The sequence below is a fragment of the Pseudomonas sp. LBUM1678 genome (assembly GCF_059695575.1).
Genome location: NZ_CP166775.1, coordinates 4,687,000 through 4,712,396 on the forward strand (window position 1 = coordinate 4,687,000; position 25,397 = coordinate 4,712,396).

Annotated in this window: 28 protein-coding genes; 17 read left to right on the forward strand and 11 right to left on the reverse strand. The window is 61.0% G+C overall.

Features of this window, described 5'->3' with window-relative positions:
- Nucleotides 1–65 precede the first annotated feature (65 nt).
- The 3 genes from ACA070_RS21235 to ACA070_RS21245 form a co-directional block, all read right to left on the reverse strand.
- On the reverse strand, nucleotides 66–1,223 hold the full coding sequence (locus ACA070_RS21235; protein ID WP_497448221.1) for a cysteine desulfurase family protein: 1,158 nt from the start codon (nucleotides 1,221–1,223) through the stop codon (nucleotides 66–68).
- Nucleotides 1,224–1,427: 204 nt separating this feature from the next.
- The gene (locus ACA070_RS21240; RefSeq protein WP_462028022.1) at nucleotides 1,428–2,039 is read right to left on the reverse strand and encodes a LysE family translocator; all 612 of its coding nucleotides are present in this window, start codon (nucleotides 2,037–2,039) and stop codon (nucleotides 1,428–1,430) included.
- 102 nt (nucleotides 2,040–2,141) lie between these two features.
- Nucleotides 2,142–2,411 (reverse strand): hypothetical protein, encoded by a 270-nt coding sequence (locus ACA070_RS21245; protein WP_497448222.1) that lies wholly within the window; start codon nucleotides 2,409–2,411, stop codon nucleotides 2,142–2,144.
- A 400-nt stretch (nucleotides 2,412–2,811) separates the two neighbouring features.
- On the opposite strand from ACA070_RS21245, the gene msuE reads away from it, so the two are divergent.
- The 4 genes from msuE (at nucleotide 2,812) to ACA070_RS21265 (ending at nucleotide 7,058) form a co-directional block, all read left to right on the forward strand.
- A complete protein-coding gene (msuE, locus tag ACA070_RS21250; protein ID WP_497448223.1) occupies nucleotides 2,812–3,375 on the forward strand; it encodes an FMN reductase in 564 nt (187 codons plus the stop codon).
- A 10-nt stretch (nucleotides 3,376–3,385) separates the two neighbouring features.
- Nucleotides 3,386–4,531 (forward strand): FMNH2-dependent alkanesulfonate monooxygenase, encoded by a 1,146-nt coding sequence (gene ssuD / locus ACA070_RS21255; protein WP_497448224.1) that lies wholly within the window; start codon nucleotides 3,386–3,388, stop codon nucleotides 4,529–4,531.
- A gap of 211 nt (nucleotides 4,532–4,742) precedes the next feature.
- On the forward strand, nucleotides 4,743–5,930 hold the full coding sequence (locus ACA070_RS21260) for an acyl-CoA dehydrogenase family protein (RefSeq protein ID WP_497448225.1): 1,188 nt from the start codon (nucleotides 4,743–4,745) through the stop codon (nucleotides 5,928–5,930).
- A gap of 24 nt (nucleotides 5,931–5,954) precedes the next feature.
- Complete coding sequence (locus ACA070_RS21265) at nucleotides 5,955–7,058, forward strand: sigma-54 interaction domain-containing protein (protein WP_497448226.1); 1,104 nt, start codon at nucleotides 5,955–5,957, stop codon at nucleotides 7,056–7,058.
- Between the two features lie 4 nt (nucleotides 7,059–7,062).
- On the opposite strand, the gene ACA070_RS21270 is transcribed toward ACA070_RS21265, so the two are convergent.
- A complete protein-coding gene (locus ACA070_RS21270) occupies nucleotides 7,063–7,434 on the reverse strand; it encodes an antibiotic biosynthesis monooxygenase (RefSeq protein WP_497448227.1) in 372 nt (123 codons plus the stop codon).
- 93 nt (nucleotides 7,435–7,527) lie between these two features.
- Here ACA070_RS21270 and soxR point away from each other — a divergent pair, with 93 nt between their 5' ends.
- The 4 genes from soxR to ACA070_RS21290 all read left to right on the forward strand — a co-directional run bounded on the left by soxR (nucleotide 7,528) and on the right by ACA070_RS21290 (nucleotide 10,788).
- On the forward strand, nucleotides 7,528–7,995 hold the full coding sequence (soxR, locus tag ACA070_RS21275) for a redox-sensitive transcriptional activator SoxR (RefSeq protein ID WP_497448228.1): 468 nt from the start codon (nucleotides 7,528–7,530) through the stop codon (nucleotides 7,993–7,995).
- 270 nt (nucleotides 7,996–8,265) lie between these two features.
- Entirely contained in the window at nucleotides 8,266–8,724 is a 459-nt protein-coding gene (locus ACA070_RS21280; protein WP_010461157.1) for a VOC family protein, read from the forward strand.
- A gap of 219 nt (nucleotides 8,725–8,943) precedes the next feature.
- The gene (locus ACA070_RS21285) at nucleotides 8,944–9,819 is read left to right on the forward strand and encodes an alpha/beta fold hydrolase (RefSeq protein WP_497448229.1); all 876 of its coding nucleotides are present in this window, start codon (nucleotides 8,944–8,946) and stop codon (nucleotides 9,817–9,819) included.
- 18 nt (nucleotides 9,820–9,837) lie between these two features.
- A complete protein-coding gene (locus tag ACA070_RS21290) occupies nucleotides 9,838–10,788 on the forward strand; it encodes a LysR substrate-binding domain-containing protein (protein ID WP_497448230.1) in 951 nt (316 codons plus the stop codon).
- Between the two features lie 127 nt (nucleotides 10,789–10,915).
- On the opposite strand, the gene leuD is transcribed toward ACA070_RS21290, so the two are convergent.
- A complete protein-coding gene (gene leuD, locus ACA070_RS21295) occupies nucleotides 10,916–11,530 on the reverse strand; it encodes a 3-isopropylmalate dehydratase small subunit (RefSeq protein ID WP_497448231.1) in 615 nt (204 codons plus the stop codon).
- A complete protein-coding gene (leuC, locus tag ACA070_RS21300) occupies nucleotides 11,527–12,948 on the reverse strand; it encodes a 3-isopropylmalate dehydratase large subunit (protein ID WP_497448232.1) in 1,422 nt (473 codons plus the stop codon). The genes leuD and leuC overlap by 4 nt, the downstream gene beginning before the upstream one ends.
- A 426-nt stretch (nucleotides 12,949–13,374) precedes the next feature.
- Between leuC and ACA070_RS21305 the strand changes: the two genes are divergently transcribed.
- Genes ACA070_RS21305 through ACA070_RS21340 form a run of 8 tightly spaced genes read left to right on the forward strand, consistent with a single transcriptional unit; the run spans nucleotide 13,375 to nucleotide 19,605 of the window.
- Nucleotides 13,375–14,568 carry a PepSY-associated TM helix domain-containing protein gene (locus tag ACA070_RS21305; protein ID WP_497448233.1) on the forward strand — a complete coding sequence of 398 codons (1,194 nt, stop codon included), beginning with the start codon at nucleotides 13,375–13,377 and terminating at the stop codon, nucleotides 14,566–14,568.
- Nucleotides 14,565–15,107: a PA2404 family protein gene (locus ACA070_RS21310; RefSeq protein ID WP_497448234.1), complete on the forward strand. Its 543-nt coding sequence runs from the start codon at nucleotides 14,565–14,567 to the stop codon at nucleotides 15,105–15,107. Before ACA070_RS21305 ends, ACA070_RS21310 begins: the two co-directional genes overlap by 4 nt.
- Nucleotides 15,104–15,427, forward strand: a complete 324-nt coding sequence (locus tag ACA070_RS21315; RefSeq protein WP_497448235.1) for a hypothetical protein — start codon at nucleotides 15,104–15,106, stop codon at nucleotides 15,425–15,427. The genes ACA070_RS21310 and ACA070_RS21315 overlap by 4 nt, the downstream gene beginning before the upstream one ends.
- The gene (locus tag ACA070_RS21320) at nucleotides 15,424–15,996 is read left to right on the forward strand and encodes a DUF6162 family protein (RefSeq protein ID WP_497448236.1); all 573 of its coding nucleotides are present in this window, start codon (nucleotides 15,424–15,426) and stop codon (nucleotides 15,994–15,996) included. The genes ACA070_RS21315 and ACA070_RS21320 overlap by 4 nt, the downstream gene beginning before the upstream one ends.
- 35 nt (nucleotides 15,997–16,031) lie before the next feature.
- Nucleotides 16,032–16,958 (forward strand): metal ABC transporter substrate-binding protein, encoded by a 927-nt coding sequence (locus tag ACA070_RS21325; protein ID WP_497448237.1) that lies wholly within the window; start codon nucleotides 16,032–16,034, stop codon nucleotides 16,956–16,958.
- Nucleotides 16,955–17,806, forward strand: a complete 852-nt coding sequence (locus ACA070_RS21330; protein ID WP_497448238.1) for a metal ABC transporter ATP-binding protein — start codon at nucleotides 16,955–16,957, stop codon at nucleotides 17,804–17,806. The genes ACA070_RS21325 and ACA070_RS21330 overlap by 4 nt, the downstream gene beginning before the upstream one ends.
- Nucleotides 17,806–18,705, forward strand: coding sequence for a metal ABC transporter permease (locus ACA070_RS21335; RefSeq protein WP_003226663.1), 900 nt, complete (start codon nucleotides 17,806–17,808; stop codon nucleotides 18,703–18,705). Before ACA070_RS21330 ends, ACA070_RS21335 begins: the two co-directional genes overlap by 1 nt.
- Nucleotides 18,706–19,605 carry a metal ABC transporter substrate-binding protein gene (locus ACA070_RS21340; protein ID WP_497448239.1) on the forward strand — a complete coding sequence of 300 codons (900 nt, stop codon included), beginning with the start codon at nucleotides 18,706–18,708 and terminating at the stop codon, nucleotides 19,603–19,605. It begins immediately after the preceding gene.
- A 173-nt stretch (nucleotides 19,606–19,778) separates the two neighbouring features.
- Here the strand turns inward: ACA070_RS21340 and ACA070_RS21345 are convergent, their stop codons facing one another.
- From ACA070_RS21345 to ACA070_RS21365, 5 genes are all read right to left on the reverse strand, one after another.
- Nucleotides 19,779–20,006: an MbtH family protein gene (locus ACA070_RS21345; RefSeq protein WP_497448240.1), complete on the reverse strand. Its 228-nt coding sequence runs from the start codon at nucleotides 20,004–20,006 to the stop codon at nucleotides 19,779–19,781.
- Between the two features lie 81 nt (nucleotides 20,007–20,087).
- Nucleotides 20,088–21,500, reverse strand: a complete 1,413-nt coding sequence (locus ACA070_RS21350) for an aspartate aminotransferase family protein (RefSeq protein WP_497448241.1) — start codon at nucleotides 21,498–21,500, stop codon at nucleotides 20,088–20,090.
- A 77-nt stretch (nucleotides 21,501–21,577) separates the two neighbouring features.
- Nucleotides 21,578–22,063, reverse strand: coding sequence for a GNAT family N-acetyltransferase (locus tag ACA070_RS21355; RefSeq protein ID WP_497448242.1), 486 nt, complete (start codon nucleotides 22,061–22,063; stop codon nucleotides 21,578–21,580).
- 269 nt (nucleotides 22,064–22,332) lie between these two features.
- On the reverse strand, nucleotides 22,333–23,658 hold the full coding sequence (locus ACA070_RS21360; RefSeq protein ID WP_131060094.1) for an ATP-binding protein: 1,326 nt from the start codon (nucleotides 23,656–23,658) through the stop codon (nucleotides 22,333–22,335).
- Complete coding sequence (locus ACA070_RS21365; protein WP_497448243.1) at nucleotides 23,655–24,338, reverse strand: response regulator; 684 nt, start codon at nucleotides 24,336–24,338, stop codon at nucleotides 23,655–23,657. Before ACA070_RS21365 ends, ACA070_RS21360 begins: the two co-directional genes overlap by 4 nt.
- Before the next feature lie 339 nt (nucleotides 24,339–24,677).
- On the opposite strand from ACA070_RS21365, the gene ACA070_RS21370 reads away from it, so the two are divergent.
- The gene (locus tag ACA070_RS21370; RefSeq protein WP_497448244.1) at nucleotides 24,678–25,364 is read left to right on the forward strand and encodes a hypothetical protein; all 687 of its coding nucleotides are present in this window, start codon (nucleotides 24,678–24,680) and stop codon (nucleotides 25,362–25,364) included.
- Nucleotides 25,365–25,397 lie beyond the last annotated feature (33 nt).

Consider the following 25,397-nt stretch of genomic DNA (forward strand, 5'->3'; position numbering starts at 1 on the left):
GTCTCCTGCTAATCACTTCATCATCATTATTGTTGAGTGCCGATCAACGCCGGTACTGTCAGGCCTTATTGCCAGAATGCCGGGGCACTGGCGCAGGCTGCTTTGATCAGTTGTGCCGCTTGGTCGACGTCCAGCTCGGTGGTGAACCGGCCGAGACTCAAGCGGATGGTGCGACTCGCCGAGCGGGCGTCATGCCCCAGGGCCAGCAGCACATGGGAAGGCGCATTGCTGGCGGAGTTACAGGCCGAGGTCGCGGAAAATGCGATCGCGCTGCTCAACGCCGCGGAATTGAAGTCGCCTTCGTTGAAGGTCAGGCTCAGGGTATGGGGAATGCGCTGGGTCGGGCTGCCATTGAGCCGAACGCCGGGGATGCCCAGCAGTTGCTCGAGCAAGCGTTCGCGAAGCCCCACGATCGTGGCTTTTTCTTCCTCGAACGCCGCGGCGGCCAAGGCGAAGGCCACGCCCATGGCGGCGATCTGGTGAGTCGCCAGGGTCCCGGAACGCAAACCGCCCTCGTGACCGCCACCGTGAATCTGCGCCTGCAAACGTTGCTGCGCGCGTGGGCCGACGTACAGGGCGCCGATGCCTTTGGGGCCGTAAATCTTGTGTGCCGAAAACGACATCAGGTCCACTGGCAATACAGCAAGGTCGATCGCGACTTTGCCCGCGCCCTGGGCCGCGTCAACATGGAACAACGCATCACGATCACGCACGATCTGGCCGATGACCGAGATGTCATTGACCGTGCCCAGTTCGTTGTTGACCAGCATCAGCGACACCAGGAAGGTGTCCTCGCGCATCGCCTCGCTGACCGCTTGCGGGGTAATCAGACCCTCGGCGTCAGGCACCAGATAAGTCACGGCAACGCCGGCGTCCTGCAATTGCTTCGCCGTGTCGAGGATGGCCTTGTGTTCGATCTGGCTGGTGATGATGTGGCCGCCGGACACCCCGCGAGCCTGGGCCACGCCCTTGAGGGCAAGGTTGTTCGATTCGGTCGCGCCGGAGGTCCAGACGATCTGTTCTGCCTGGGCGCCGACCAGTTCGGCGACCTGGCGCCGCGCCTGCTCGACCGTTTGCCGGGCCTGTTGGCCGAAGGCATGGGAGCTGGACGCCGGGTTGCCAAAGTTTCCGTTGAAACCCAGACACTCGACCATGACCTTGATGACCCGCTCATCCACCGGCGTGGTGGCGGCGTAGTCAAAATACAGAGGACGTTTATTCATAGAAAACTCGCAGAGCATGTTCCGGGATCAGGAGGCTCGTCACTGAAACATCAAAGCGCAGCCTCGTGAGCTGCGCCGATCGTTCAGAGCGTTAGAAATACCTGATCGGAGGCCGTTAAAGAAGAACAACTTCATTTAAAAGTGCGTAGGAACGCTCCTGAAGTCGAGCTTAACAGGCATCGGCCAACCGGTTGAAGCGATGTGTCAGCTAAAGCTCTCGAGCAACAACGGGTACAGCGAAGCCACCAACAGCAAGGCCATGCCCCAGTTGAACAGCCGCAACCAGCGGCGATCCTTCAACACATTGCGTAACAACGTGCCGCAGCCGGCCCAGACGCCAACGCTCGGCAGGTTGATCACGGCAAAGACCGCGGCAATCACGATGACATTGGTGAAGTAGCCCTGCATTGGCGTGTAGGTACTGATGGCACCGATGGCCATGATCCACGCCTTGGGATTGACCCACTGAAACGCCGCCGCACCCAGATAGGTTATCGGTTTGCTGTCGCCCTTTTCACTCTCGGAAACCGGACCTGAATGGGCGATTTTCCACGCCAGGTACAGCAAGTACGCCGCACCGACGTAACGCAGCACCGTATAGAGCAATGGATAGGTTTGAAACACGGCGCCCAGGCCGAAACCGACCGCCACGACGAGCACGAAGAAGCCGCAAGTAATGCCCAGCATGTGCGGGATGGTGCGGTGAAAACCGAAGTTCACACCCGATGCCAGCAACATGGTGTTGTTGGGGCCAGGCGTTATCGAGGTGACGAGGGCAAACAGGGCGAAGCCCAGCAGCAGATCGAGCGAGAGCATGAGCGGCAGTCCAATCAGGGTCAGTCAGGTGTTGACCCTATCGCACGCCCCGAGGGAAACCCATGGACAGTTACGTGAAACTTCGAACGGTACAGTTTGCGATCAGCTTGGACGACCGTGGAGCTGTACAGCACGTTCGGCGTTCATCTCGCCTTGTTTGTCGAAACTGAACGATTTTTGCGGCTGGCCGAGCAATTCGGCTTTTTTCGCATGGTACTCGTCGAAGGACAAACCACGACGGTTCAAGGCTTCCAACGCCAGTTCGCGACTTTCTTCTGCGGTGTACGGCCGCAATTCAGGTGAAACATGGCTGGCACATCCGGCGAGAACGGAGACCGCGAGCAGCAAGAAAGTGGCGATTAGAGTTTTCATCTGTGGCGTCCTGGCATCTGGGTTCGGGGCAATGAACACAGGCTACTCGCGCCCTTCGATGGGCAGAAATCAACGCTCTCGATAGTGGCTATCGAATTTGGCTAACGACGCTCAGCCAGCCCATCACATATTTCCAAAAGATCTATAAATATTAATTTAATGTCTTTTACGGAATAACAACGAGCCTCTATAACGACTCCACCGCCTCCACGCACTGTTGCTCACGCAACTGTTTGCCAGGCAACAGTCATTCAACAAACAACCCTCGAAATCGCACAGCGCCCACTGACCGATGCGTTGCAAGCCCCGGAAAACGGGGCTTGCAAGGATTGGTACAGCTCTTGCTCAAGTCAGTGACTCCTCACTGCTCCCTGAGCAACTGTTTAAAAAGGAACTGATCATGTCGCGTCCATTGAAAGTCGTTGCCCTCTCCGGTGGCACCTGGCGTCCGTCTCGCACCTTGGTGCTGACCCAAGCGCTATTGGCCGAGCTGTCCGAGCAATTGCCGATCGAGAGCAAGCTGATCGAGTTGGGCGACATCGCCCGGCCACTGGGCGCCGCGCTGTCCCGCCAGGAATTGAGCGCCGAGATCGAAGCCGAGCTGCAAGCGATCGAGAACGCCGACCTGCTGATCGTCGCCGCGCCGGTTTATCGCGGCTCCTACCCTGGCCTGCTCAAGCATCTGTTCGACCTGATCGACCTCAATGCGCTGATCGACACGCCCGTGTTGCTGGCCGCCACCGGTGGCAGCGAGCGGCATGCGCTGGTGCTCGATCATCAGTTGCGGCCGCTGTTCAGTTTCTTCCAGGCCCTGACCTTGCCAATTGGCGTCTACGCCACTGAAGCCGATTTTGCCAATTACCAAATAACCAGTGAGCCCTTGAAGGCCCGCATTCGTCTTGCTGCAGAACGCGCCGCGCCGTTGTTTGGCGTACAGCCCAAAAATCTGCTGAAAATCGCTTAAGGATTTCTTCATGGATGTTTTCTGGTTCCTGCCGACCCACGGTGACGGCCATTACCTGGGCACCACCCTGGGCGCGCGCCCGGTGACCCTCAACTACCTCAAACAAGTGGCGCAGGCCGCTGACAGCCTCGGCTACCACGGCGTGCTGATTCCTACCGGGCGCTCCTGCGAGGATTCGTGGGTGATTGCCTCGGCGCTGGTGCCGTTGACCGAACGCCTGCGGTATCTTGTGGCGATCCGCCCCGGGATCATCTCGCCGACGGTCTCGGCACGCATGGCCGCCACGCTGGATCGGCTGTCCAATGGCCGTTTGCTGATCAACGTGGTGACCGGCGGTGATCCGGATGAAAACCGTGGCGACGGCATCTTCCTCGATCACAGCGAACGCTATGAAGTCACCGAGGAGTTCCTGCAGATCTGGCGCCGCGTGCTGCAAGGCGAATCGGTGGATTTCGAAGGCAAACACCTGCAAGTGCAGAACGCCAAGGCGCTGTACCCGCCAGTGCAGAAACCGTATCCGCCGCTGTACTTCGGCGGTTCATCCGAAGCCGCCCACGAACTCGCCGCCGAGCAGGTTGATGTCTACCTGACCTGGGGTGAACCGCCGGCCGCCGTCGCAGAAAAACTGGCTGATGTGCGTGAGCGTGCAACGCGAAACGGTCGTACGGTGAAGTTCGGGATTCGCTTGCACGTGATCGTTCGCGAGACCGCCGAGGAAGCCTGGAAAGCGGCGGACAAACTGATCGAGCACATCAGCGACGAGACCATCGCCGCGGCGCAGAAGTCGTTCTCGCGTTTCGACTCCGAAGGCCAGCGTCGCATGGCCGCGTTGCACGACGGGCGCCGCGACAACCTGGAAATCTCGCCCAACCTCTGGGCCGGTGTCGGCCTGGTGCGCGGCGGTGCCGGGACGGCGCTGGTCGGTGACCCGCAGCAAGTGGCGGCGCGGATCAAGGAGTACGCGGACCTGGGCATCGAGAGTTTCATCTTCTCCGGCTACCCGCACCTCGAAGAGGCTTATCGCTTTGCCGAGCTGGTGTTCCCGCTTCTGCCTGAGCCGTACGCGAGTCTCGCGGGGCGCGGCGTCACCAACCTCACCGGGCCGTTTGGCGAAATGATCGCCAATGACGTACTGCCCACCAAAGCCACGGCCTGAAAACCGTTCTCCTGTGGATCAAGAAACTTGTGGCGAGGGAGCTTGCTCCCGCTGGACTGCGAAGCAGTCCCTTAACCGCTCAGCGCGGATCTTCTGAAAGACCGTGCAAGCCGATTTACGACTGCTTCGCAGCCGAGCGGGAGCAAGCTCCCTCGCCACAAAAGCCCCAGTCCCCCAGGAAACTTGAGATGAGTCCTATGAGGAACCCCACGTGACTGCCAAGCCGCAAAGCGCCCTGTTGTGCCCCTTGCAGACCGCCCGCCAATTGGCCGCCGGGTTTGCCCTGACCGCCGTCGAGCGCGACGAGCGTGGCGGTACGCCCAAGGCCGAACGTGACGCGCTGCGCCACAGCGGTCTGCTCGCGTTAAGCATTCCCGTCCAGTACGGCGGCCTCGGTGCCAGCTGGAGTGAAACCCTGAGCATCGTGCGCGAGTTCGCCAAGGTCGACAGTTCGATCGCCCATGTCTTCGGCTTCCATCACCTGATGCTCGCCACCGTGCGCCTGTTCGCCAAGCCCGAGCAGTGGCAGCCGTGGTTTGAACAGACCGCGCGCAAGAACTGGTTCTGGGGCAACGCCCTCAACCCGCTGGACACCCGCACCGTGGTGAAAAACCTCGGCGGGTGGCGGGAGTTTTCCGGCAAGAAAAGTTTCTGCTCCGGTGCCAGCGACTCGGAAATGCTGATCGCGTCGGCCGTTGACGAAAGTGCCGGCGGCAAGCTGTTGATCGCCGCCATCCCCAGCGGTCGCAGCGGCATCACCCTGCACAACGACTGGAACAACATGGGCCAGCGCCAGACCGACAGCGGCAGCGCGACGTTCGAGCGAGTACGGGTCGAGGAATCGGAACTGCTGCTCGATCCGGGTCCGCTGAGCACACCGTTTGCCTGCCTGCGGCCGTTGATTGCCCAACTGACCTTTACCCACATGTTCCTCGGCATTGCCGAAGGGGCTTTCGAAGAAGCGCGGCAATACACGCTCACCGAAACCCGTCCGTGGCACAAATCCAGCGCGCAGGATGTGCGTCAGGATCCGTATGTGCTCGGCCATTACGGCGAATTCTGGGTCGCCCTCGAAGGCGTTCGACTGCTGGTGGAACGCGCCGCCGAGTTGCTCGACAAGGCGTGGGCCAAAGGCCCGAATCTCAGCGCCGAAGAACGCGGGCAACTCGCCACGGCCATCGCCACCGCGAAAGTCGCGGCCACGCGCAATGGCCTGGACATCTGTAGCCGGTTGTTTGAAGTCACCGGCGCGCGTTCGACCCATGCCTCCCTGCGACTGGACCGCCACTGGCGCAACCTGCGCACGCAGACCCTGCACGACCCGGTGGATTACAAACTCCATGAACTGGGTGACTGGGCGCTGAACCAGTCCCTGCCGATCCCGACTTTCTATTCATAGCCTTCCATTCATGGAGCCTGCCCGATGCAACTTCTGACCTTACCGCCCTCGCCCGCTCTGGCCACTTCGATCCGCGCGACCGCGCAGGTGTTCGAAGACCCTAAATCCCAGGCCTTGCTCGCCCACATTCAACAAGTCGCGCCGAGTGAAGCCAGCGTGCTGATCATCGGCGAAACCGGCACCGGCAAGGAGCTGGTGGCCCGGCATATCCACAACCTCAGCGCCCGGCGCAACCGGCCGTTCGTGGCGGTGAACTGCGGCGCGTTCTCCGAATCCCTGGTGGAAGCCGAGTTGTTCGGCCACGAAAAAGGTGCATTCACCGGGGCGCTGAGCGCCAAGGCCGGCTGGTTCGAAGAGGCTGATGGCGGCACCTTGTTCCTTGACGAGATCGGCGATTTGCCGATGGCGATTCAGGTCAAGTTGCTGCGCGTGCTGCAAGAGCGTGAAGTCGTGCGCCTCGGTTCACGCAAGAGCATTCCCATCGACGTGCGGGTGCTGGCGGCGACCAACGTACAACTGGAAAAAGCCATCAACGCCGGGCATTTCCGTGAGGATTTGTACTACCGCCTCGACGTGGTCAGCCTGGAACTGAGCCCGCTGCGCGACCGCCCCGGCGATATCCTGCCGCTGACTCGACATTTCGTCGAAGCCTACAGCCAGCGTCTGGGTTACGGCACCATCACCATCAGCAAAGAGGCCGAACTGAAACTGCGCAGCTACAGCTGGCCGGGCAACATCCGTGAACTGGAAAACGTCATTCACCACACCCTGCTGATTTGCCGCAACGGCGTGATCGAACGTGATGACCTGCGCCTGTCGAACATGCGAATCGAACGTCAGGACGATCACCACAGCAACATCGACGACTCACCGGAAGCCTTGCTCGATCGGGCCTTTCAAAAGCTCTTCGAAGAACAGGCCGGTGCACTCCATGAGAAAGTCGAAGACGCTTTGTTGCGAGCGGCTTATCGCTTCAGCCATTACAACCAGGTGCACACCGCCGCCCTGCTCGGCTTGAGCCGCAACGTCACGCGCACACGGCTGATCAAGATCGGCGAACTGGCGGTGAACAAGCGCCGCCCCACGGAAAACGTTCAGGGTGAGCGCTTGATGCAGTTGTCGATCTAAGCGCTTACCCCTGATGCACCAGGTTGCAGTGCAGCGCATCGTCGTGGCTGCGTTCCAGACTGTGCAACACCTGGAACGAGCCGAACGTCACGGTTTTCGCCTGATGCGCGCGGATCAGCTGCCAGAAATCCTGCTCGCCGCTTTCAAAGCTCTGAAACGCGGCTTCCCCCGCCTCGCGAGTCTGCCATTGCAGGTAATTGAGCACCCGCCGGCCATCGTCGCTGGCCTGGATGCTCGCACTCAAAAACCCGCTGTAGCCTTGGGCCAGACGTTCAGTCTGCTTTGATAATGCCGACACCAACGCGGGTTGCTGATGGGGTTCGATCTCGAATTCGATCAATTGGGTGAAGCTGCGATTTTTCTCTGGCGCTGGCATGAAGAGTCCCCACTGACGTGAAAGCCGGACCTTGCGATCCGAAGGCCTGCAGGGTAAAACCTCAAGTTAACTAGAGGTCAAGAGGCATTTTCAATGATCACCTCGGAACATTTTCACAAGGAACTCACCGTCGGCCAATTGGCTGCGCGCAGCGGCGTGGCGGTGACGGCGCTGCACTTTTATGAATCCAAGGGTTTGATCAAAAGCAATCGCAATCAGGGCAACCAGCGGCGCTATCCACGGGAAGTGTTGCGGCGAGTGGCGTTGATCAAGGTGGCCCAGCGCTTGGGGATTCCGTTGGCGGAGATTGGCGAGGCGTTGAAATCACTGCCGGATAACCGCGCGCCGACGGCGGCGGACTGGAAGGTGTTGTCGGCGCAGTGGAGTCGGGATCTGGATGAGCGGATCAATCAACTGACCTTACTGCGGGACAAGCTCAATGGCTGTATTGGTTGTGGGTGTTTGTCGATGGAGGCGTGTCCGTTGCGCAATTCTGGTGATGTGCTGGGGGAACAGGGGTCGGGGGCGCAGCTGCTTGAATCGGGGGCAGATCCGAAATAGCGGTGCGGCCTTCGCGGGCAAGCCACGCTCCCACAGGTTTTTGTGTTGTCCGCAATTTTTATAAACGACACAAAACCTGTGGGAGCGTGGCTTGCCCGCGATGGCGTCCTCATGGTCAACAGAAGCTTAGAACCCTGCGCGGTTGATGGCTGAACAGTGGCGCTGCTGCTCGTCGGGCACTCGGTTGTGCAAAAGGCGCTGACCTATAGTTATCCGACCGGAAATCGGCGAAGGAACAGCTTCAACTCACAACAACAAGGGAGCACCGTCATGAGCGTCAAACCCATTCCAGAGGGTTATCACAGCATCACGCCTTATCTGGGCATTCAGAAAGCGGCCGAAGCCATCGAGTTCTACAAGAAAGCCTTTGGCGCCACCGAAGTCATGCGCCTGTCGATGCCCGATGGCGGGATTGGTCACGCTGAACTGCGCATCGGCGATTGCCCGATCATGTTGGGCACACCGTGCGATCAGGGGCCATTGAGCAATCCCGACACGTCGCCCTCCGTGGGGCTGCACCTGTATGTGACCGATGTGGACAAGTCTTATAAACAGGCGATTGCGGCGGGCGGCACGGTGGTGTCCGAGGTCAAGGACCAGTTTTATGGCGACCGCTCGGGGACGTTAAAAGATCCGTATGGGCATCTTTGGTTTCTGGCCACGCGCAAGGAGGATTTGACTCAGGAACAGATTGAGCAGCGGGCGAAGGAGATGTTTCAGCAGGGTTGAGTTTTGCGGTGAATGTTAAGGCCCCATCGCGAGCAGGCTCACTCCCACAATGGATTTGTGTACACGGTTCAATGTGGGAGTGAGCCTGCTCGCGATGGGGCCATCAGCAACACCACAAACCCTCGAACACACTTCATGAACAAGCGCACCACGCTTTGCGCCTTGCCCCCGGCGCGCAACACTTTCAGGATGCAGGCAACTACAACAAGGACTCGCCCCATGTTCGCCGGATTCCTGAAAGACCAGCGCCACGTCAACGGTGTGGACATTGCCTACCGCATCGGCGGCAGCGGGCCGGGCCTGCTGTTGCTGCACGGTCACCCGCAGACCCACGTCATCTGGCACAAGATCGCCGAACAACTGGCCGAGCACTTCACCGTGATCGCCGCCGACCTGCGCGGTTACGGTGACAGCGGCAAACCGCCGGCCAATGATCACCACACCCATTACTCCAAACGAGAAATGGCCAAGGACAGCGTCGAGCTGATGAAGTCCCTGGGCTTCGAACAGTTCTCGGTGCTGGCCCACGACCGAGGCGCTCGCGTGGCCCATCGTTTGGCACTGGATCATCCCGATACCGTGCAACGCATGGTGCTGCTGGACATCGCACCGACCCTGTCGATGTACGCGCAAACCAACGAAGCCTTTGCCCGCGCCTACTGGCACTGGTTCTTCCTGATCCGCCCCGCTCCGTTGCCGGAAACCCTTATCGAAGCCGACCCCGACGCCTATCTGCGCAGCGTGATGGGCAGCCGCAGCGCCGGGCTCCAACCGTTCACGCCCGAGGCCTTCGGTGAATACCTGCGTTGCCTGAAACTGCCGGGCACCGTACGCGGCATCTGCGAGGACTACCGCGCCAGCGCCAGCATCGATCTGGAACATGACCGCGCCGATATCAAGGCCGGTCATTATCTGCACCTGCCATTGCTGGTTCTGTGGGGCGCAGAAGGGACGGTCGGGCGCTGTTTCGCACCGCTCAAGGAATGGCAACACGTGGCCACGGACGTCCGTGGCAAGGCCCTGCCCGCCGGCCATTACATCGCCGAAGAAGCCCCCGAACTTCTGCTCGCCGAAGTGCTGGGTTTCCTGCGCTGATCGCAGCGTCTCGCTGCTATGCTGGCGGCTCATGCCGCCAGTGTTCGTTCTGCCATGACCACCAAGAAAGACACCGTGCCCCTACCCGAAGACCTGCGTGTACTCCTCACCGTGATCCGCAAGAGCGGTTTCGCCGCCGCGGCCGATGAGCTGGGCCTGTCGCCCGCCTATGTCAGCAAGCGCATCCAGATTCTCGAAACCACCCTCGGCACCCGCTTGCTCCATCGCACCAGTCGCCGCATCGCCCTGACCGAGGACGGTGAACGGGTCCAGCGCTGGGCGCTGCGCATTCTCGATGACTTTCAGCAACTGCACGACGAACTCTCCGACGCCCACGAAAGCCCTCGTGGGCGCCTGCATTTGTGCACGAGTTTCGGTTTCGGCCGCATTCATGTGGCGCCGGCCCTGTCGTTGTTGGCCGAGCGCTATCCGGACCTGGAGATTCGCCTCGATCTGTTCGACCGGGTGGTGGACATCGTCAGTGAAGGCTTTGACCTGGAGATCCGTGTCGGCGATGACATTCCCGGTCAGCACATTGGCCGGCAGTTGGTGAGTAATCGACGGGTGCTGTGCGCGGCCCCGGCCTATCTGCAACGCAGGGGCACGCCGCAACTGCTGAGCGATCTGGAGCAACACGACTGCCTGGTGCTCAAGGAGCGCGACAACGCGTTCGGCGTCTGGAACCTGGAACGCGATGGCGTTCTGGAGAGCGTGCGGGTCAGCGGGCCGTTGTCGTCCAACAGCGGGGAGATTGTCTTGCAGTGGGCACTGGATGGGCGCGGGGTGTTGCTGCGCTCATTGTGGGATGTGAAGCCGTTGCTGGAACAAGGGCGGCTGGTGCAGTTGCTGCCTGAATACACCCAGAGCGCTAACGTCTGGGCGGTGTACCCGACGCGCCTGGCGTATTCGGGGAAGTTGCGGGCGTGTGTGGAGTTTTTGCAGGAGCATTTCAAGGGGTTGTCGGTGTAGCCCACGCAAAGACAATTCAAAAATGTGGGAGCGAGCCTGCTCGCGATGAGGCCATTACATTCAACATCTATGTTGACTGTCATGCCGCTATCGCGAGCAGGCTCGCTCCCACAATTGGATTTGTGTTTCAGCTTAACCAAGGGTTGGCGGCCAGGTGATTGCGTTCGAAGGCTTTGATTTGTTCGCTGCGCTGCAGGGTACTGCCGATGGCGTCGAGGCCCAGCAGCAATGCGGTTTTGCGCAAGGTGTCGATCTCGAACGGGATGACCCGACCGTCGTAGAGGCGAATCTCCTGATCCTCCAGATCGACATTGATCAGCGCGCTGTCCGGCTCACTGACCACTTGCCCAAGCCGCTGTGACATTGCCTCATCGAGGGTAATCAACAACACCCCATTACGCTGGCAGTTGTCATAGAAAATCCCGGCGAAACTACTGCCGATCAACGCCCGAATCCCCATCTGTTTCAAACCCCAGACCGCATGTTCCCGGCTCGACCCGCAGCCAAAGTTCGGCCCGACCACCATGAAACTTGCGCCCTGCCATGCCGGTTTATTCAGGACGAACTCGGGGTTCAGCGAACCGTCCGGCAAAAACCGCAGGTCAAAAAACAAGCCACGATCCAGCCCGGCTCGGTCGATGCCCTTGAGAAACTGCTTGGGCATGATCACGTCGGTGTCGATGTTGGCCGCGAGCATCGGCGCGGCCTTGCCGGTGACCTGAGTGAAGGCTTGCAGGCTCATGCGCGGTCTCCAAAGTGACGGATGTCGGTCAAGCGGCCGGTGATCGCCGCGGCGGCGACCATGGCCGGGCTCATCAGGTGCGTGCGTGCGCCTGCGCCCTGGCGGCCTTCGAAATTGCGGTTGGTGCTGGAGGCGCAGCGGTCGCCCGGCGCCAGCACGTCATCGTTCATCGCCAGGCACATCGAGCAGCCGGACTGCCGCCACTCGAAACCGGCCTCGATAAAGATCGCCGCCAGGCCTTCGGCTTCAGCCTGATTGCGCACTTCGGTGGAGCCCGGCACGATCATCGCCCGCACGTGCCCGGCGACGTGTTTGCCCCGCACCACGCTGGCGGCATCGCGCAGGTCTTCGATGCGCGCGTTGGTGCAGGAGCCGATAAAGGCGTGGCTGATGACGATGTCGCTGAGCGGCATGCCCGCTTCAAGGCCCATGTAATTCAGGGCACGGCGCATGTCCTGACGCAGGATCAGGTCGCTGATGTCTTGCGGGTCAGGCACGCGCGCGCCAATCGGTGACGCCTGGTCCGGGCTGGTGCCCCACGTCACCATCGGTTCCAGGATGCTTGCGTCGACCCGGACTTCACGGTCGAAGTGCGCGTCCGTGTCGCTGTGCAAGGCGCGCCATTTCTCGAGCGCTTGCTCCCACAATTCGCCTTTGGGTGCACGGGGTTTGCCCTTGAGGTAGGCGAAAACTTTCTCGTCCGGGGCCATGAACGCGCCTCGCGCCCCGGCCTCGACGGCCATGTTGCAGATGGTCATGCGCGCTTCGACGCTCAAGGCATCGATGGTCGAACCGCGGAACTCGATGGCGTAGCCAGTGGCGCCCGACGCGCCAATCTGGCCGATCAGCGCCATGATCACGTCCTTGGACGTCAGCCCCGGCGCCAGCGCGCCATCCACCGTCACCCGCATGCTTTTCAGGCGCTTGTAGACCAGGGTCTGGGACGCCAGCAGGTGCTCGATTTCCGAAGTGCCGATGCCGAAACCGAACGCACCGAGGGCGCCATACGTGGTGGTGTGGCTGTCGCCAGCGGCGATCACCATGCCCGGCAGAATGAAGCCCTGCTCAGGCGCAATGACGTGTTCGATGCCTTGGCGTTTGTTGAGGATGTCGAGCAATTCGATGCCGAAGTCCCGGCAGTTTTCCGCCAGGTACGACACCTGCCGCGCGCCACCGGGGTCCGGCATGGCGGCGATGCGCACCGGGGCGGTGGGGTTGACGTGATCGACTACCGCCAACGCGGTTCCGGCACGCCAGACTCCGCGCTTGGCCTCGCGTAATCCGCTGAATGCCTGGGGGCTGGTGTATTCGTTGATGACCTGGCGATCGATGTACAACAGGACGTGGCCCTGGTCATCGAGGCGACACACCGTGTGGGAATCGATGTGTTTGTCGTAGAGGGTTCTTGCTGGAGTCATGGAGGTGCTCGCTCAGGCTCGCGGGTGAAAGGTGTCTGAGTTCCATCTTAGGGAGTGGGCCATCGCCATCAATGGCCGGACAGTGATCCCGTGAACCATGGTTCGTGTTGGATCGGTACACCCGCTGCCCCACGTGCATACAAATCCCCTGTGGGAGCGAGCCTGCTCGCGATAGCGGTGGTTCAGCCAATATCAACGTGACTGACACACCGCTATCGCGAGCAGGCTCACTCCCACAGGGGGGTTTGGGTTGGCGGGAACGCGAAACATTTACTTTCATATGCCGCTTCGGGATTTCCGATGCTCATCCGTCCTATATAGGTGCAGTCAGTCCGCGTAGGCAAAAGCCACGGGCCGGCCTTTCATGGACCTCATCGCTGGGAAGCCCGCAGCAGAGGCCCTCTCATCGATACAAGACCTTTAATCATGTCGAAGAAATCCCGCTCAAAACTCTGGTTTCTGGTCCATAGCTGGCTGGCCTTGCCGATCTGGTTTTTCGTGCTGATCGTCTGTGTCACCGGCACGCTGGCGGTGGTCAGTCAGGAAATCGTCTGGCTGGCCAACCCGCAAATGCGCGCCAGCCAACCCACGGACGATGCGCCGCTGCTCAGTTATGACCAGATCATCGCCGCCATCAAGAAGGCGGAACCGAACACGCTGGTCGAGGCCATCAGCCGGCCCGACGAGTCGCACTTCGCGCTCGATGTCAGTGTCAGCTACCCCGATGGTCGCTCGTTGACGGTATACGTCAACCCGTACACCGGCGTGATTCAGGGCACCGCCCCGCCATTCAATTTTCAGGCCTTCACCCGTGCATTGCATGGCTGGTGGCTGGTGCCGTTCACTAACGGTTACAGCTGGGGCTGGTACCTGGTGTCGTTCCTGAGCCTGCCCTTGCTGGCGTCCCTGGTGACCGGGCTGGTGGTCTATAAACGCTTCTGGAAGGGTTTCTTGCGCCCGACCTTGCGCATCCGTCATGGCGCGCGGATTTTCTGGGGCGACTTTCACCGCCTCAGTGGCATCTGGTCGATCTGGTTCATCGCGGTGATTTCCATCACCAGCACCTGGTTCCTGATTCAAGCGTTCATGTTCGATAACCAGGTGTCGATTTCCACTGCGCCGGTCGCTCTTGTGGTCCCGCGTGAGGGCGTGCCGGTGAGCACCGATGGCTCGCCCGCGCCGATGATCAGTCTGGAGGCGGCGATTGCGCAGGCCAAGGAACGCATTCCCGGCCTGGAAGACAGCTTCGTCAGCATGCCCGCCAATGCCTACAGCTACCTCACGGTGGGCGGTCGCAGTTGGTATCCCTTGATGTTCCAGACCGCCGAGATCACCCCGTACACCGGCGATATCGCCGCCACCCGCCTGCTGTCGGACCGTTCCGGCCTGGAGTTGGTGACCGAATCCATGCGGCCGTTGCACACCGGGGATTTCGGCGGCATCTGGATCAAGCTGATCTGGTTCTTCTTCGGCCTGATCCTGAGCATGATGGTCCTCAGCGGCCTGTTGATCTGGACCAAGCGCACCGCCCTGGCCACGGCCAACGCCCTCAAGCGCAAAGACAAACGTCCACGCACCGCCGCCGTCACAAGCCGTGAAACCACGGAGGTCAGCCCATGAGCCTGTTCGCCGCTGACAAACCGGCCTCGAAGCTGAGTCGCTTCTGGCACAAATGGCGCTTCCACATCAACGTGCTGCTATTGCTGGTGCCGCTGGGCTTCATGCCCAAGTACTTTGCCGACGCGGCACTGTTTCGCGGGGACACCGGGCTCGGCGAGCGGGAAATCGGTGAAGTGAAGATCGGGCCCTGGAGCCTGCGCCTCGCCGAATTACGCAACGAACCACCGACCCTCGATGGCCCGGCCGGCTATATGAAGAACTTCAACGCGGCGCTGTGCGACAGCTGTCGCGACCAGGTCAAGGCGACGTACCTGCGCATCGGCAAACCCCGTAGCCTGCGCGCCGCCGGGGTGATCTTCTTCGGCACGCCGTACCGCATGGGCGCCATGCTGCCAATCCCGGACAAGACCAAAGCCGACGCCGAACTGTGGATCACCATGGAAGGCTGGGACGGCGCGATGCATCAAGCGTCGATCCCCCTGAGCCAGGCATCCCCCGCCACCCTTGCGTGGCTGAACAAACAAGGAGGCAAACCATGACGCTACGTTCTCTAAACGCGGCTTTGCTGGTGCTCTGCGCCGTTTTCAGCGCCAGCGCCCTGGCCCACAACCCGATGTGCGAATGCAAAGCCATCGACGACGAAAAAATCCAGTGCACCGGTGGTTTCTCCGACGGCAGTGGCGCGCCGGGGGTGACGCTGGATGTGATCGGCTACGACGAAACCATCCTGGTGCCGGGCAAGCTCGGCGCCGATTCGACCCTGACCTTCAAGAAGCCCGGTGCCGAATTCTACGTGCTGTTCGACGCCGGCCCCGGCCACGTCGTCGAGATCGACCAAGCGGACATTCAAGCCCCATGAGTACGCCTACTACGCACGTCGTCCGCCCGGCCGGTGCCGGCCATGAAACCCTGTATGTGTTGCTGTTGTGCCTGATGATTCTGGCGGTGGCCGGTTCGGTTGTCGCGTGGCGCCATGAGTCCCAGGAAGTCAGCAGCGTCGGCAGCCATCAACTGGATGCCCGTCGCGACCTGAGCGCGTCCGAGCAAGGGATCTACGCCGACCTGCGGGTCACCCTGGACGAGATTCACCTGCTGCGCCAGGAACAGCAAACACTGCCGACACCACAAAATCTTGCCGATGAAGGTTTTGCGCCGTTTGCCCAGGACGCCAGTTCCGTCAGCCGTGGCGGCCATGCCTGGCAGTTGCTCGACGCCAAGGCTTACTTCGGCCAGAGCCAGACGCCCGCCGTAGCCGGTTCGTTTCTGATGCGTTTGACCGCTGACGACGACGCGCCTGACGTCTGGCTCAACCGCGGCAAAGCCCTCGCCGCCCCGACCGACCTGACTGACGCCGCGCTCGAAAGCGCCGGCTGGCAGCAGATCGTCGCGCAATTCGATGCCGGCGTGACCCGCCAGCACCGGCACTGAACCCTCGCCTTCACCCGAGAGAAGACCGCTTTCCCATGCCTATTTCATCTCAACGCTCATTTCTGCGCCCGCTGCTGGTCGGCCTGCTTGCCTTGCTGTTGACGCCGCTGGCCAGCGCCGAGGACACCAAGCGCCTGCGCATCGGCATCACGCTGCACCCTTATTACAGCTACGTGGCCAACATCGTCGGGGACAAGGCCGAGGTGGTGCCGCTGATTCCGGCCGGTTTCAACCCGCACGCCTACGAGCCCCGCGCCGAGGACATCAAACGCATCAGCGGGCTCGACGTGATCGTGCTCAACGGCGTCGGTCATGACGATTTCGCCGACCGCATGATCGCCGCCAGCGAAACCCCGAACGTCCCGGTCATCGAAGCCAACGAAAACGTGCCGCTGCTGGCCGCCACCGGGGTCGCCGCACGCGGCGCTGGCAAGGTGGTGAACCCGCACACCTTCCTGTCGATCAGCGCCTCGATTGCCCAGGTCAACAACATCGCCCGTGAGCTGGGCAAACTCGACCCGACCAATGCCAAGACTTACACCCAGAACGCCCGCGCCTATGGCAAACGCCTGCGGCAGATGCGCGCCGATGCCCTCGCGAAACTGACCCAGGCACCAAACGCCGAACTGCGGGTGGCCACGGTGCATGCGGCGTATGACTACCTGCTGCGTGAATTCGGCCTGGAAGTGACCGCTGTGGTCGAACCGGCCCACGGTATCGAGCCGAGCCCGAGCCAGCTGAAAAAGACCATCGATCAACTGCGGGAACTGGACGTGAAGGTGATCTTCTCGGAGATGGATTTCCCGTCTTCCTACGTCGAGACCATCCAGCGTGAATCCGGGGTGAAGCTGTATCCGCTGTCGCACATTTCCTATGGCGAATACACCGCCGACAAGTATGAAAAGGAAATGACCGGCAACCTCAACACGGTGGTTCGGGCGATTCAGGAGTCGGGGAAATGACCGCCAAAGAAACCATCAGCGAATCCCCTGTGGGAGCGACGGTGCGACGACTCGACTTGCTCGCGAAGGCGTCCGGCCAGTCAACATCATCGCTAAATGACACACCGCAATCGCGAGCAGGCTCACTCCTACAGGTATCGGGGCCGACGCTGGATTTTGCGCAGGTCAGTTTGACGCTGGGGCGCACGACGATCCTCGACAACGTGACGTTCCAAGTCCAGCCCGGCAGCGTGCATGCGCTGGTCGGTCCCAACGGTGGTGGCAAGAGCTCGTTGATCAAGACGCTGCTCGGACAGATGCCGCATCAGGGCCGCTTGAGCCTGCAATGGCCGGGCACACCCGGGACCATCGGCTACGTGCCTCAGGCACTGGAATTCGATCGTGGCCTGCCAATGACCGTCGACGATTTCATGGCCGCGATGTGTCAGCGCCGTCCGGCGTTTCTCGGTTTGAGCAAGCATTACGCGGCCGCGATTGGTGAAGCGCTGGAGCGGGTCGGCATGCAGGACAAGCGCAAGCGGCGCATGGGCGCGTTGTCCGGCGGTGAGCGTCAGCGCGTGTTGCTCGCTCAAGGGTTGATCCCGGCGCCGCAGTTGCTGGTGCTCGACGAACCGATGTCGGCCCTCGATGAGGCCGGTATCCAGGTGTTCGAACGGCTGCTCGACGACTGGCGCCAGAGCGGGATCACCGTGCTGTGGATCGAGCATGATCTGGAAGCGGTCGGACGTCTGGCGGATCACGTCACCGGGCTCAATCGCCGGGTGCTGTTCGATGCCACGCCCAAGGACGCGTTGACTCCGGAGCGTTTGCTGACCCTGTTCTCCACCCATCCGCGGAGCCCTGCCTGATGAGTTATGAAGCCTTTCGTTTGATGGTCCAGGGCTGGGCGTCTTCGGGTTACCTGCCTGAAGCGCTGGCCTATGGATTTGTGGTCAACGCGCTGCTCGCCGGGTTGCTGATCGGCCCGGTGCTGGGCGGTCTGGGCACGCTGGTGGTGGTCAAGCGCTTCGCGTTTTTCTCCGAAGCGGTGGGTCACGCGGCATTGACCGGCGTGGCCATCGGCATCCTGCTCGGCGAACCGTACACCGGGCCTTACGGCAGCCTGTTCGGTTACTGCCTGCTGTTCGGCATCCTGCTCAACTACCTGCGCAACCGTACGGGGCTGGCGCCGGATACGTTGATTGGCGTGTTTCTCTCGGTGTCGCTGGCGCTGGGTGCCAGCCTGCTGCTGATCCTGGCAGGCAAGATCAACGTACACATCCTCGAAAACGTGCTGTTCGGTTCGGTGCTGACGGTCAACGGTAATGACCTGCTGGTGCTGGCCATCGTCGGCTCACTGGTCATGGCGCTGGCCTTGCCGCTGTACAACCGCATCATGCTGGCCAGTTTCAATCCGCAGCTGGCGGCGGTACGCGGTGTGGCGGTGAAGACCCTGGATTATCTGTTTGTGATTCTGGTGACGCTGATCACCGTGGCCGCAGTGAAAGTCATCGGCGCGATTCTGGTCGGTGCGCTGCTGGTGATTCCGGCCGCGGCGGCACGCTTGCTTAGCCAGTCGCTCAAGGGTTTTTTCTGGTGCTCGGTGCTGATCGCCACGGTCAGCACGCTGTGCGGGATCCTCGCGCCGATCGTCTTCGACCTGCCGATTCCGTCCGGTGCCGCAATCATTCTGGTGGCCGGTATCGCCTTCGCCCTCGCCGCCATTGCGCGTGGTGTCGTCCCAAGCCTGAAAGGGAATCTCGGATAAATGTCTTTTACTTTGCGTCAATTGACCCTGGCCGTGGCCTTGTGCGGGCTGGTCACTACCACCTTTGCGGCGGACATAAAACCACTGCGCGTGCTGGCGTCCTTGCCAATCACTTACGGGCTGGGCGAAGTCCTGCTCAAGGGCACCGAAGTCAGTCTTGAGCGCGCCGCACCTGCGAACCTGCCGGGCAGCCGGCAGACGGCGTACTTCACCGGGCGTGGCGCTCCGGCGCTGGCCAAACTGGCGACTGACGCCGATGCGGTGATTGGTCTGCGCTCATTGTGGCCGGACGATCCGCTGTACCCGAATGCTCGTCGCAGCAACATCCGCATCATTGAAATCGATGCCGCCCGCCCGGTGGACGGCGCCCTGGCCGGCATCGCCGTGCAGCCTGGCAACAAGGTCGACGGGTTGAGCAGTCAGCCGTGGTTTTCCAGCAACAACATGGGGCGGATGGCGGATGTGATGGCGGCAGACCTGGTGCGCCTGGCGCCCGAGGCCAAGCCTGCGATCGAGGCTAACCTGGCGGCGTTGAAGCAGCGGTTGCTCAAACTCAGCGCGGACAGCGAGGCACGCCTGGCCAGTGCCGATAACCTCAGTGTGATGAGCCTGAGCGATCACTTTGGCTATTTGATTGGCGGGCTGAATCTGGAACTGATCGGCCTCGATGCACGCCCGGATGCCGAGTGGACACCTGAAGCGCTGAAGCAATTGGGCGCGACGCTGAAGGACAATGATGTGGCGGTGGTGTTGCATCATCGTCAGCCGTCGGAGGCGGTGAAAGCGGTTATTACCGAGTCTGGCAGTCGATTGGTGGTGTTGAGTGTGGACGCGGCGGATCCGGTGGCTGAGCTGGAAGGGAATGTGGATTTGCTGATCAAGGGGTTGAGTGGCGCGTAACCTCAGTTGGACCGCGTTATCGTTCTTCGCGGGCAAGCCTCGCTCCTACAGATCACCGAACCTGTAGGAGCGAGGCTTGCCCGCGAAGGCGGCCTGACAGGCGATACAAATTCCAGACATGAAAAAGCCCGCTGACTGTTAACAGTTCAGCGGGCTTCTTTTTGCGCCGTGACTTAATTCGGCACTGCCGCCTGCTCGTCCATCTTCTGACGCAAGCTCAACGGACGCATATCGGTCCAGGTTTCTTCGATGTAGGCCAGGCATTCCTTTTTCAGACCGCTCTTGCCGACGGTGCGCCAGCCGGCAGGCACGGCTTTGTAGTCGGGCCAGATCGAGTATTGCTCTTCGTGGTTGACCACGACCTGAAAGAGGATGTCCTCGCGGTCGAATACTGACGTCATGGTGTGTCTCCATCGCTGTAGGGTGGGCTGCACTGCGTGCGCAGCCGGTATGTAGAAGGAACGTTCTGCAGTTCGAAAAATTTAGAGGCTGGCGGTGGCAGCGGCCATGGACCGGCCGAAAATCTCGGCCACCCGATCGATTTCCACAGCGGTAATCACCAGCGGCGGCAGGAAGCGCACCACGCCGCCATGACGGCCGCCCAGTTCAAGAATCAACCCGCGCTTGAGGCATTCACGCTGCACCAACGGCGCCAGGCGACCGAAGATCGGTGGATGGCCCAGCGCATCGGGCGTGCCCGTCGGATCGACCAATTCAACGCCAAGCATCAAGCCGCGACCGCGAATGTCGCCCAGTTGCGGGAAGTCCCGCTGCAGGATGCGCAGGTGTTCGCTCAAGCGTTCGCCCATGGCGGCGGCGTGCTCGCAGACTTTGTGTTCGGTCAGGTAACGCATCACCGCAGAACCCGCCGCCATGGCCATCTGATTACCGCGGAAGGTCCCGGCATGGGCGCCCGGCAGCCAGGTGTCGAGCCAGTCGCGATAGACCACCACCGCCAGCGGCAGGCTGCCGCCGATGGCTTTGGACATCACCACCACGTCCGGAATGATCCCGGCATGCTCGAACGCGAACATCTTGCCGGTGCGGGCGAAACCGCTCTGGATTTCATCGACGATCAGCGCGACGCCGGCCTTTTCGGTGATGCGTCGCAGGCCGCGCAACCAATCGAGATCGGCCGGGATCACGCCGCCCTCGCCCTGCACTGCCTCGACAATCACGGCCGCCGGCAGTTGCACGCCGGCCTCCGGATCATTCAACAGGTTTTCCAGGTAGCTGAGGTTGACCTTCACCCCTTGCGCGCCGCCGAGCCCGAACGGGCAGCGGTAATCGTAGGGATACGGCATAAACTGCACGCCGTTGCTGAGCAAGGCACCCAACGGCTTTTTCGGCCCCAGGCTGCCCATCAGGCTCAGCGCGCCCTGGCTCATGCCGTGATAACCGCCCTGGAACGACAGCACGGTGCTGCGTCCGGTGGCGGTGCGCACCAGTTTCAGCGCAGCTTCCACCGCGTCGGTGCCGGTCGGGCCGCAGAACTGGATCTTCGCTTCCGCAGCCAGGGCCGCTGGCAGCAGACCGAACAGGTCCTGGACGAACTGATCCTTGACCGGCGTGGTCAGGTCGAGAGTGTGCAGCGGCAGTTCATCGGTCAGCACTTGCTGGATCGCTTCGATCACCACCGGATGGTTATGCCCCAGGGCCAATGTCCCGGCGCCGGCCAGGCAGTCGATGAAACGGCGGCCTTCGACGTCTTCGACATAAATGCCCTTGGCGCGCTTGAGCGCCAGGGGAATGCGCCGCGGGTAGCTGCGGGCATTCGACTCCTGCTGGTTTTGACGGGCCAGCAGCGGCGATTCGTTGAACTGATAAAGCGTCTCGGCCGGCGCCGGAGTGATCCGGGCCGACTGATCTTCCATAAGGCTGGTAGCGACTGACATCTCTCGACCCCTCAATAAGGTTTTCCTGTTCTGGAAACGCATCAGGGCGCCGAGGATTTAGACCCTCGATCAGCTTTCTATGAAGGCGGTGTCAGTGCTTTGTGCATGGGGATGGCGTGGAGCCCGGCGACGGTGAAGATTTCGGCGCAGGGCCGGTAGCCCAAATGACGGTAAAAGGCCTCGCTGGTGCGGGTGCTGTTGAGTCGTGCCTGAGCCAGCCCCCGGTTGATCAACCAGCCTTCGAGGTCCTGGACCAGCGCCTCTCCGGCACCGCGACGAAACCACTCCGGCTGCACGTAGCAGAACGCGACCTTGCCACTGATCGCCGCCATGGCGACACCGACCGGTTTGTCCTGCAACAGGGCAATGTTCAGGTACAACCGTTGGTCGGTCAGCCAGGGTTGCACGTGTTCGATGGTTTTGTTGTGGGTCCAGGTGGCGACGGTTCGCGGGTCGTTGCGGTGGTCGAGCGCACAGCCGACACGAATGGAGCGCTCGACGATCCGGCTGATGATGCCGGCGTCGGCGGGGGTTGCCTTGCAGATGTGAATCGATGCATCCATGGCGCTGTTACCTCAATCCATTGAGAAAAAGCTGCCGGGGACGATAGCGCTGTGGGGAGTCGGTGACTAATGGTGAGAAGTTACATTTGATGTGCAACACAGACCCCCCAGGTGGGAGCGGGCTTTTGTGGCGAGGGGATTTATCCCCGTTGGACTGCGCAGCAGTCCCATTTTTTTGGGGCCGCTTCGCAGCCCAACGGGGCGGTGCGACGTTTCGATAAATCCCCTCGCCACAGAGGCTCGCTCCTACAGGGGAGTTGTGGTGTTGGCTAGATGGGTTGCAGGGGCATGGTCAATTCAACCCGCAACCCATCCGGGCGGCTGTCGAAATGCAGGGTGCAGCCGCACCGCTGGACAATCGCCTGGACAATCGCCAGACCCAATCCACACCCGGTGCTCTGGCCGTGGCGCCAGAAGCGTTGGGTCAGGTGTTGCAGGTCGTCTTCGGCAATGCCCGGGCCGTGGTCGCGGACCAGAAAGCGCGCACGACTGCCGGTGGTTTCCAGGCTCAGTTCCACCGCCCCATCGCCCGGGGTATGGCGCAGGGCGTTGTCCAGCAGGTTGCGCAACGCAGCGATCGACAGCACCGCGGGCATTTGCACCGGCGCATCGGAGAATTTCGCGGGCATTGAAAGCTTGATCCGCCGCCGATCACCGCTGGCAGCATCCTGAATCGCCAGTTTTGCCACTTGCTCTGCGCTGCATTGCACGCCGTCATCGAACGACAGACTGCCCTCGACCCGCGCCAGCAACAGCAATTGTTCCAGCGTGCGGTGCATGCGGTCGGCGCCTTCTTCGGCCCGGGCCAGGGACTGATCCCGGGCCGCGCCCTCGGTCATGCGCGCCACTTGCAGGTGGGTTTTGATCGCCGTCAGCGGGCTGCGTAACTCGTGGGCCGCGTCGCCGGTCAGGCGGCGTTCGCGCTCGATGGTCTTGCCGATGCGCTGGAACAGCTGATTCTGGGTGTCCAGCAGCGGTTGAAGTTCGCTGGGCAGCGGCTGAATTTGCAAGGGTTCAAGAGAATCGGCACTGCGCCGCATCAAGGCATCGCGCATCCGGTTCAGCGGCGCCAGCCCTTGGCCGATCCCCAGCCACAACAGGCACAGGCAGCCGAGCAACGCCACACCCACCGGCACCGAAGCGGCCAGCAGGATCGACATGTTCAGCGCCTCGCGCTCGATCTGCCGGTCAGCGGTGGTGATACGCAAATCGCCGCGAGCCAAGGTGAAGCTGCGCCACGGCGCGCCGTCGATCATCTGATCGTGGAAGCCCATTTTCTCGGCTTCCAGGGTTTGTTGCGGGTCGGTGTGACTGCGGGCGAGGATTTCGCCGCGCAACGAGCTGACCTGGCAGGCCATGCCACCGGGAATATTCAATTGTTCAGCGCTGAAATGGGTGCCCTCGCCCTTGCTCGGCAACGCCGGCAATTGCTCCATCAGGCCGGCGACCATGCGCGCCGATGCCACCAGCCGCTGGTCGAGGGAAAACATCATTTGGTTGCGCAGGTCGCTGAGCATCCAGGCCGCCGCCAGGGCCCAGATCAGCGCGAAGGCGGCGCCGAGCGTCAGGCTCAGGCGCAAACGCAGGCTCATCACTTTTTCAATTCCTCTCCACCATCGGCCGGCCCCAGGCGATACCCCAGGCCGCGCACGGTCTCGACAATGCCATTGCCGAGTTTGCGCCGCAGGTGATGGATATGCACGTTGAGGGCGTTGCTTTCCAGTTCGTCGTTGAAACCGTAAACGCTGTCTTTCAGCTGTTCGGTGGACAGCACCCGGCCACGGTTATGCAATAAAGCCTGCAGCAGCGACTGTTCACGCCGCGAAAGGTCGACTGACTGACCGCTGAGCATGGTTTCGCGGCTGCTCGGGTCGTAGGTCAGACGGCCGTGTTCGATCAGATTGACGCTACGCCCCGCCACTCGTCGCAACAAGGTGTGCAGACGCGCGGCGAGTTCACGCAGGTCGAACGGCTTGAGCAGGTAATCGTCGGCGCCGGCCTGCAAGCCGTCAACGCGGTCGGTGACCGAGTCCCGCGCCGTGAGAATCAGCACCGGAATCTCCAGGCCACTGGAACGCAACTGCTGCAACAGCTTCAGGCCATCCTCATCGGGAAGGCCAAGGTCGAGCACCATGACGTCGAACTCAGCCACCTTGAGCATCGCCCGGGCCGAGGATGCCGTCGCCACATGCTCCACGGTCAAGCCCTGGGCGGTGAGGCCAGCGACAATGCCGCTCGCGATCAGCTCGTCGTCTTCGCAAACCAGTACGTGCATGGGAGCCCCCTGAGCAAAAAAGCGAGTCAAGCAGGTGAGGATTAAGGCTGAATTATGACGAGCGAGTCAGCGGACGAGAAGCACATTCGTAATATTCAACCAAAGAGTAGTCACTAAACACTATAGCGCCAGCGTGACAACTTACTCTTTGCACCCTTCTTAAAATCAAACACCTGGTTTCAACTAGAAACATACAATTACCCTACACCCATTCTAATTATCAAACACTAACGCTAATCTAGACTTATTGAACAGCAGCAACTTCAATACGATTAACACACTCATAAAATCGCGCTCCTGCACTGTAGCGCCATTTAAATAACCGAAAGGAATCAAACAATGACAACCCTGAAAAACTTTGTAGCCGTCGACTGGCGCGACGGGCTCGACCGCATCCATTTCTTCTTCAAGGACGACGAAACCTATTCTCGCTTCGATCTTGGGGCCAACTGTGTCGGAGAGGGTTACCCCCGCAGTGTCTACGGCAACTGGGACGACTTTTCTCAGCATGCAAAAGACGTGCGATGTGGATTTACCACCTCGGGGCTTGATTGGGACGGGGCGGGTGGTGATCTTCTCGTGTTGTTCTATTACGAAGATAATACTCCGATGGTGTGCAGGTACTCCCAGGGTAACGACTGTGTCGTTACCAAAACGCCTATTGCAAAATCCATATGGGCGCCGCTAAAACCCTACTTTGACAAGATCATTGGTGTCATGTGGTTAGAGGAAGTGGGCCGCAAGCATGTTTTCTGGGTACTGCTGAACGACGGCAACTATCTTAGTTATAACGCTTACACGCAAGAGCTGCACGTCAAGCCCCTCAAAGGTTCCTACTGGGCATACTTAGAACATTACAAAGGCCGCATGATTACCGCTGTAAAGAACGATGCGCCACTGCTCGACACCTACTTTTATATCTTTTTGACCAACAATCAGTACCTGAGGTATGACTGTGATGAGCGCGCATTTACAGGCCCACTCAATGTCGACGAAGCGACATGGCCGGGTCTGCTTCCAAGCTGAACATTGACTCGTCTGTGAACCCGGTGCGGTTAA

Excerpts from the sequence above, each read along its gene's own strand:
- ACA070_RS21235 (WP_497448221.1), bottom strand. The coding sequence starts at position 1,223 with ATGAATAAACGTCCTCTGTATTTTGACTACGCCGCCACCACGCCGGTG.
- ACA070_RS21240 (WP_462028022.1), bottom strand. The coding sequence starts at position 2,039 with ATGCTCTCGCTCGATCTGCTGCTGGGCTTCGCCCTGTTTGCCCTCGTC.
- ACA070_RS21245 (WP_497448222.1), bottom strand. The coding sequence starts at position 2,411 with ATGAAAACTCTAATCGCCACTTTCTTGCTGCTCGCGGTCTCCGTTCTC.
- msuE (WP_497448223.1), top strand. The coding sequence starts at position 2,812 with ATGTCGCGTCCATTGAAAGTCGTTGCCCTCTCCGGTGGCACCTGGCGT.
- ssuD (WP_497448224.1), top strand. The coding sequence starts at position 3,386 with ATGGATGTTTTCTGGTTCCTGCCGACCCACGGTGACGGCCATTACCTG.
- ACA070_RS21265 (WP_497448226.1), top strand. The coding sequence starts at position 5,955 with ATGCAACTTCTGACCTTACCGCCCTCGCCCGCTCTGGCCACTTCGATC.
- ACA070_RS21270 (WP_497448227.1), bottom strand. The coding sequence starts at position 7,434 with ATGCCAGCGCCAGAGAAAAATCGCAGCTTCACCCAATTGATCGAATTC.
- soxR (WP_497448228.1), top strand. The coding sequence starts at position 7,528 with ATGATCACCTCGGAACATTTTCACAAGGAACTCACCGTCGGCCAATTG.
- ACA070_RS21280 (WP_010461157.1), top strand. The coding sequence starts at position 8,266 with ATGAGCGTCAAACCCATTCCAGAGGGTTATCACAGCATCACGCCTTAT.
- ACA070_RS21285 (WP_497448229.1), top strand. The coding sequence starts at position 8,944 with ATGTTCGCCGGATTCCTGAAAGACCAGCGCCACGTCAACGGTGTGGAC.
- ACA070_RS21290 (WP_497448230.1), top strand. The coding sequence starts at position 9,838 with ATGCTGGCGGCTCATGCCGCCAGTGTTCGTTCTGCCATGACCACCAAG.
- leuD (WP_497448231.1), bottom strand. The coding sequence starts at position 11,530 with ATGAGCCTGCAAGCCTTCACTCAGGTCACCGGCAAGGCCGCGCCGATG.
- leuC (WP_497448232.1), bottom strand. The coding sequence starts at position 12,948 with ATGACTCCAGCAAGAACCCTCTACGACAAACACATCGATTCCCACACG.
- ACA070_RS21305 (WP_497448233.1), top strand. The coding sequence starts at position 13,375 with ATGTCGAAGAAATCCCGCTCAAAACTCTGGTTTCTGGTCCATAGCTGG.
- ACA070_RS21310 (WP_497448234.1), top strand. The coding sequence starts at position 14,565 with ATGAGCCTGTTCGCCGCTGACAAACCGGCCTCGAAGCTGAGTCGCTTC.
- ACA070_RS21315 (WP_497448235.1), top strand. The coding sequence starts at position 15,104 with ATGACGCTACGTTCTCTAAACGCGGCTTTGCTGGTGCTCTGCGCCGTT.
- ACA070_RS21320 (WP_497448236.1), top strand. The coding sequence starts at position 15,424 with ATGAGTACGCCTACTACGCACGTCGTCCGCCCGGCCGGTGCCGGCCAT.
- ACA070_RS21325 (WP_497448237.1), top strand. The coding sequence starts at position 16,032 with ATGCCTATTTCATCTCAACGCTCATTTCTGCGCCCGCTGCTGGTCGGC.
- ACA070_RS21330 (WP_497448238.1), top strand. The coding sequence starts at position 16,955 with ATGACCGCCAAAGAAACCATCAGCGAATCCCCTGTGGGAGCGACGGTG.
- ACA070_RS21335 (WP_003226663.1), top strand. The coding sequence starts at position 17,806 with ATGAGTTATGAAGCCTTTCGTTTGATGGTCCAGGGCTGGGCGTCTTCG.
- ACA070_RS21340 (WP_497448239.1), top strand. The coding sequence starts at position 18,706 with ATGTCTTTTACTTTGCGTCAATTGACCCTGGCCGTGGCCTTGTGCGGG.
- ACA070_RS21345 (WP_497448240.1), bottom strand. The coding sequence starts at position 20,006 with ATGACGTCAGTATTCGACCGCGAGGACATCCTCTTTCAGGTCGTGGTC.
- ACA070_RS21350 (WP_497448241.1), bottom strand. The coding sequence starts at position 21,500 with ATGTCAGTCGCTACCAGCCTTATGGAAGATCAGTCGGCCCGGATCACT.
- ACA070_RS21355 (WP_497448242.1), bottom strand. The coding sequence starts at position 22,063 with ATGGATGCATCGATTCACATCTGCAAGGCAACCCCCGCCGACGCCGGC.
- ACA070_RS21365 (WP_497448243.1), bottom strand. The coding sequence starts at position 24,338 with ATGCACGTACTGGTTTGCGAAGACGACGAGCTGATCGCGAGCGGCATT.
- ACA070_RS21370 (WP_497448244.1), top strand. The coding sequence starts at position 24,678 with ATGACAACCCTGAAAAACTTTGTAGCCGTCGACTGGCGCGACGGGCTC.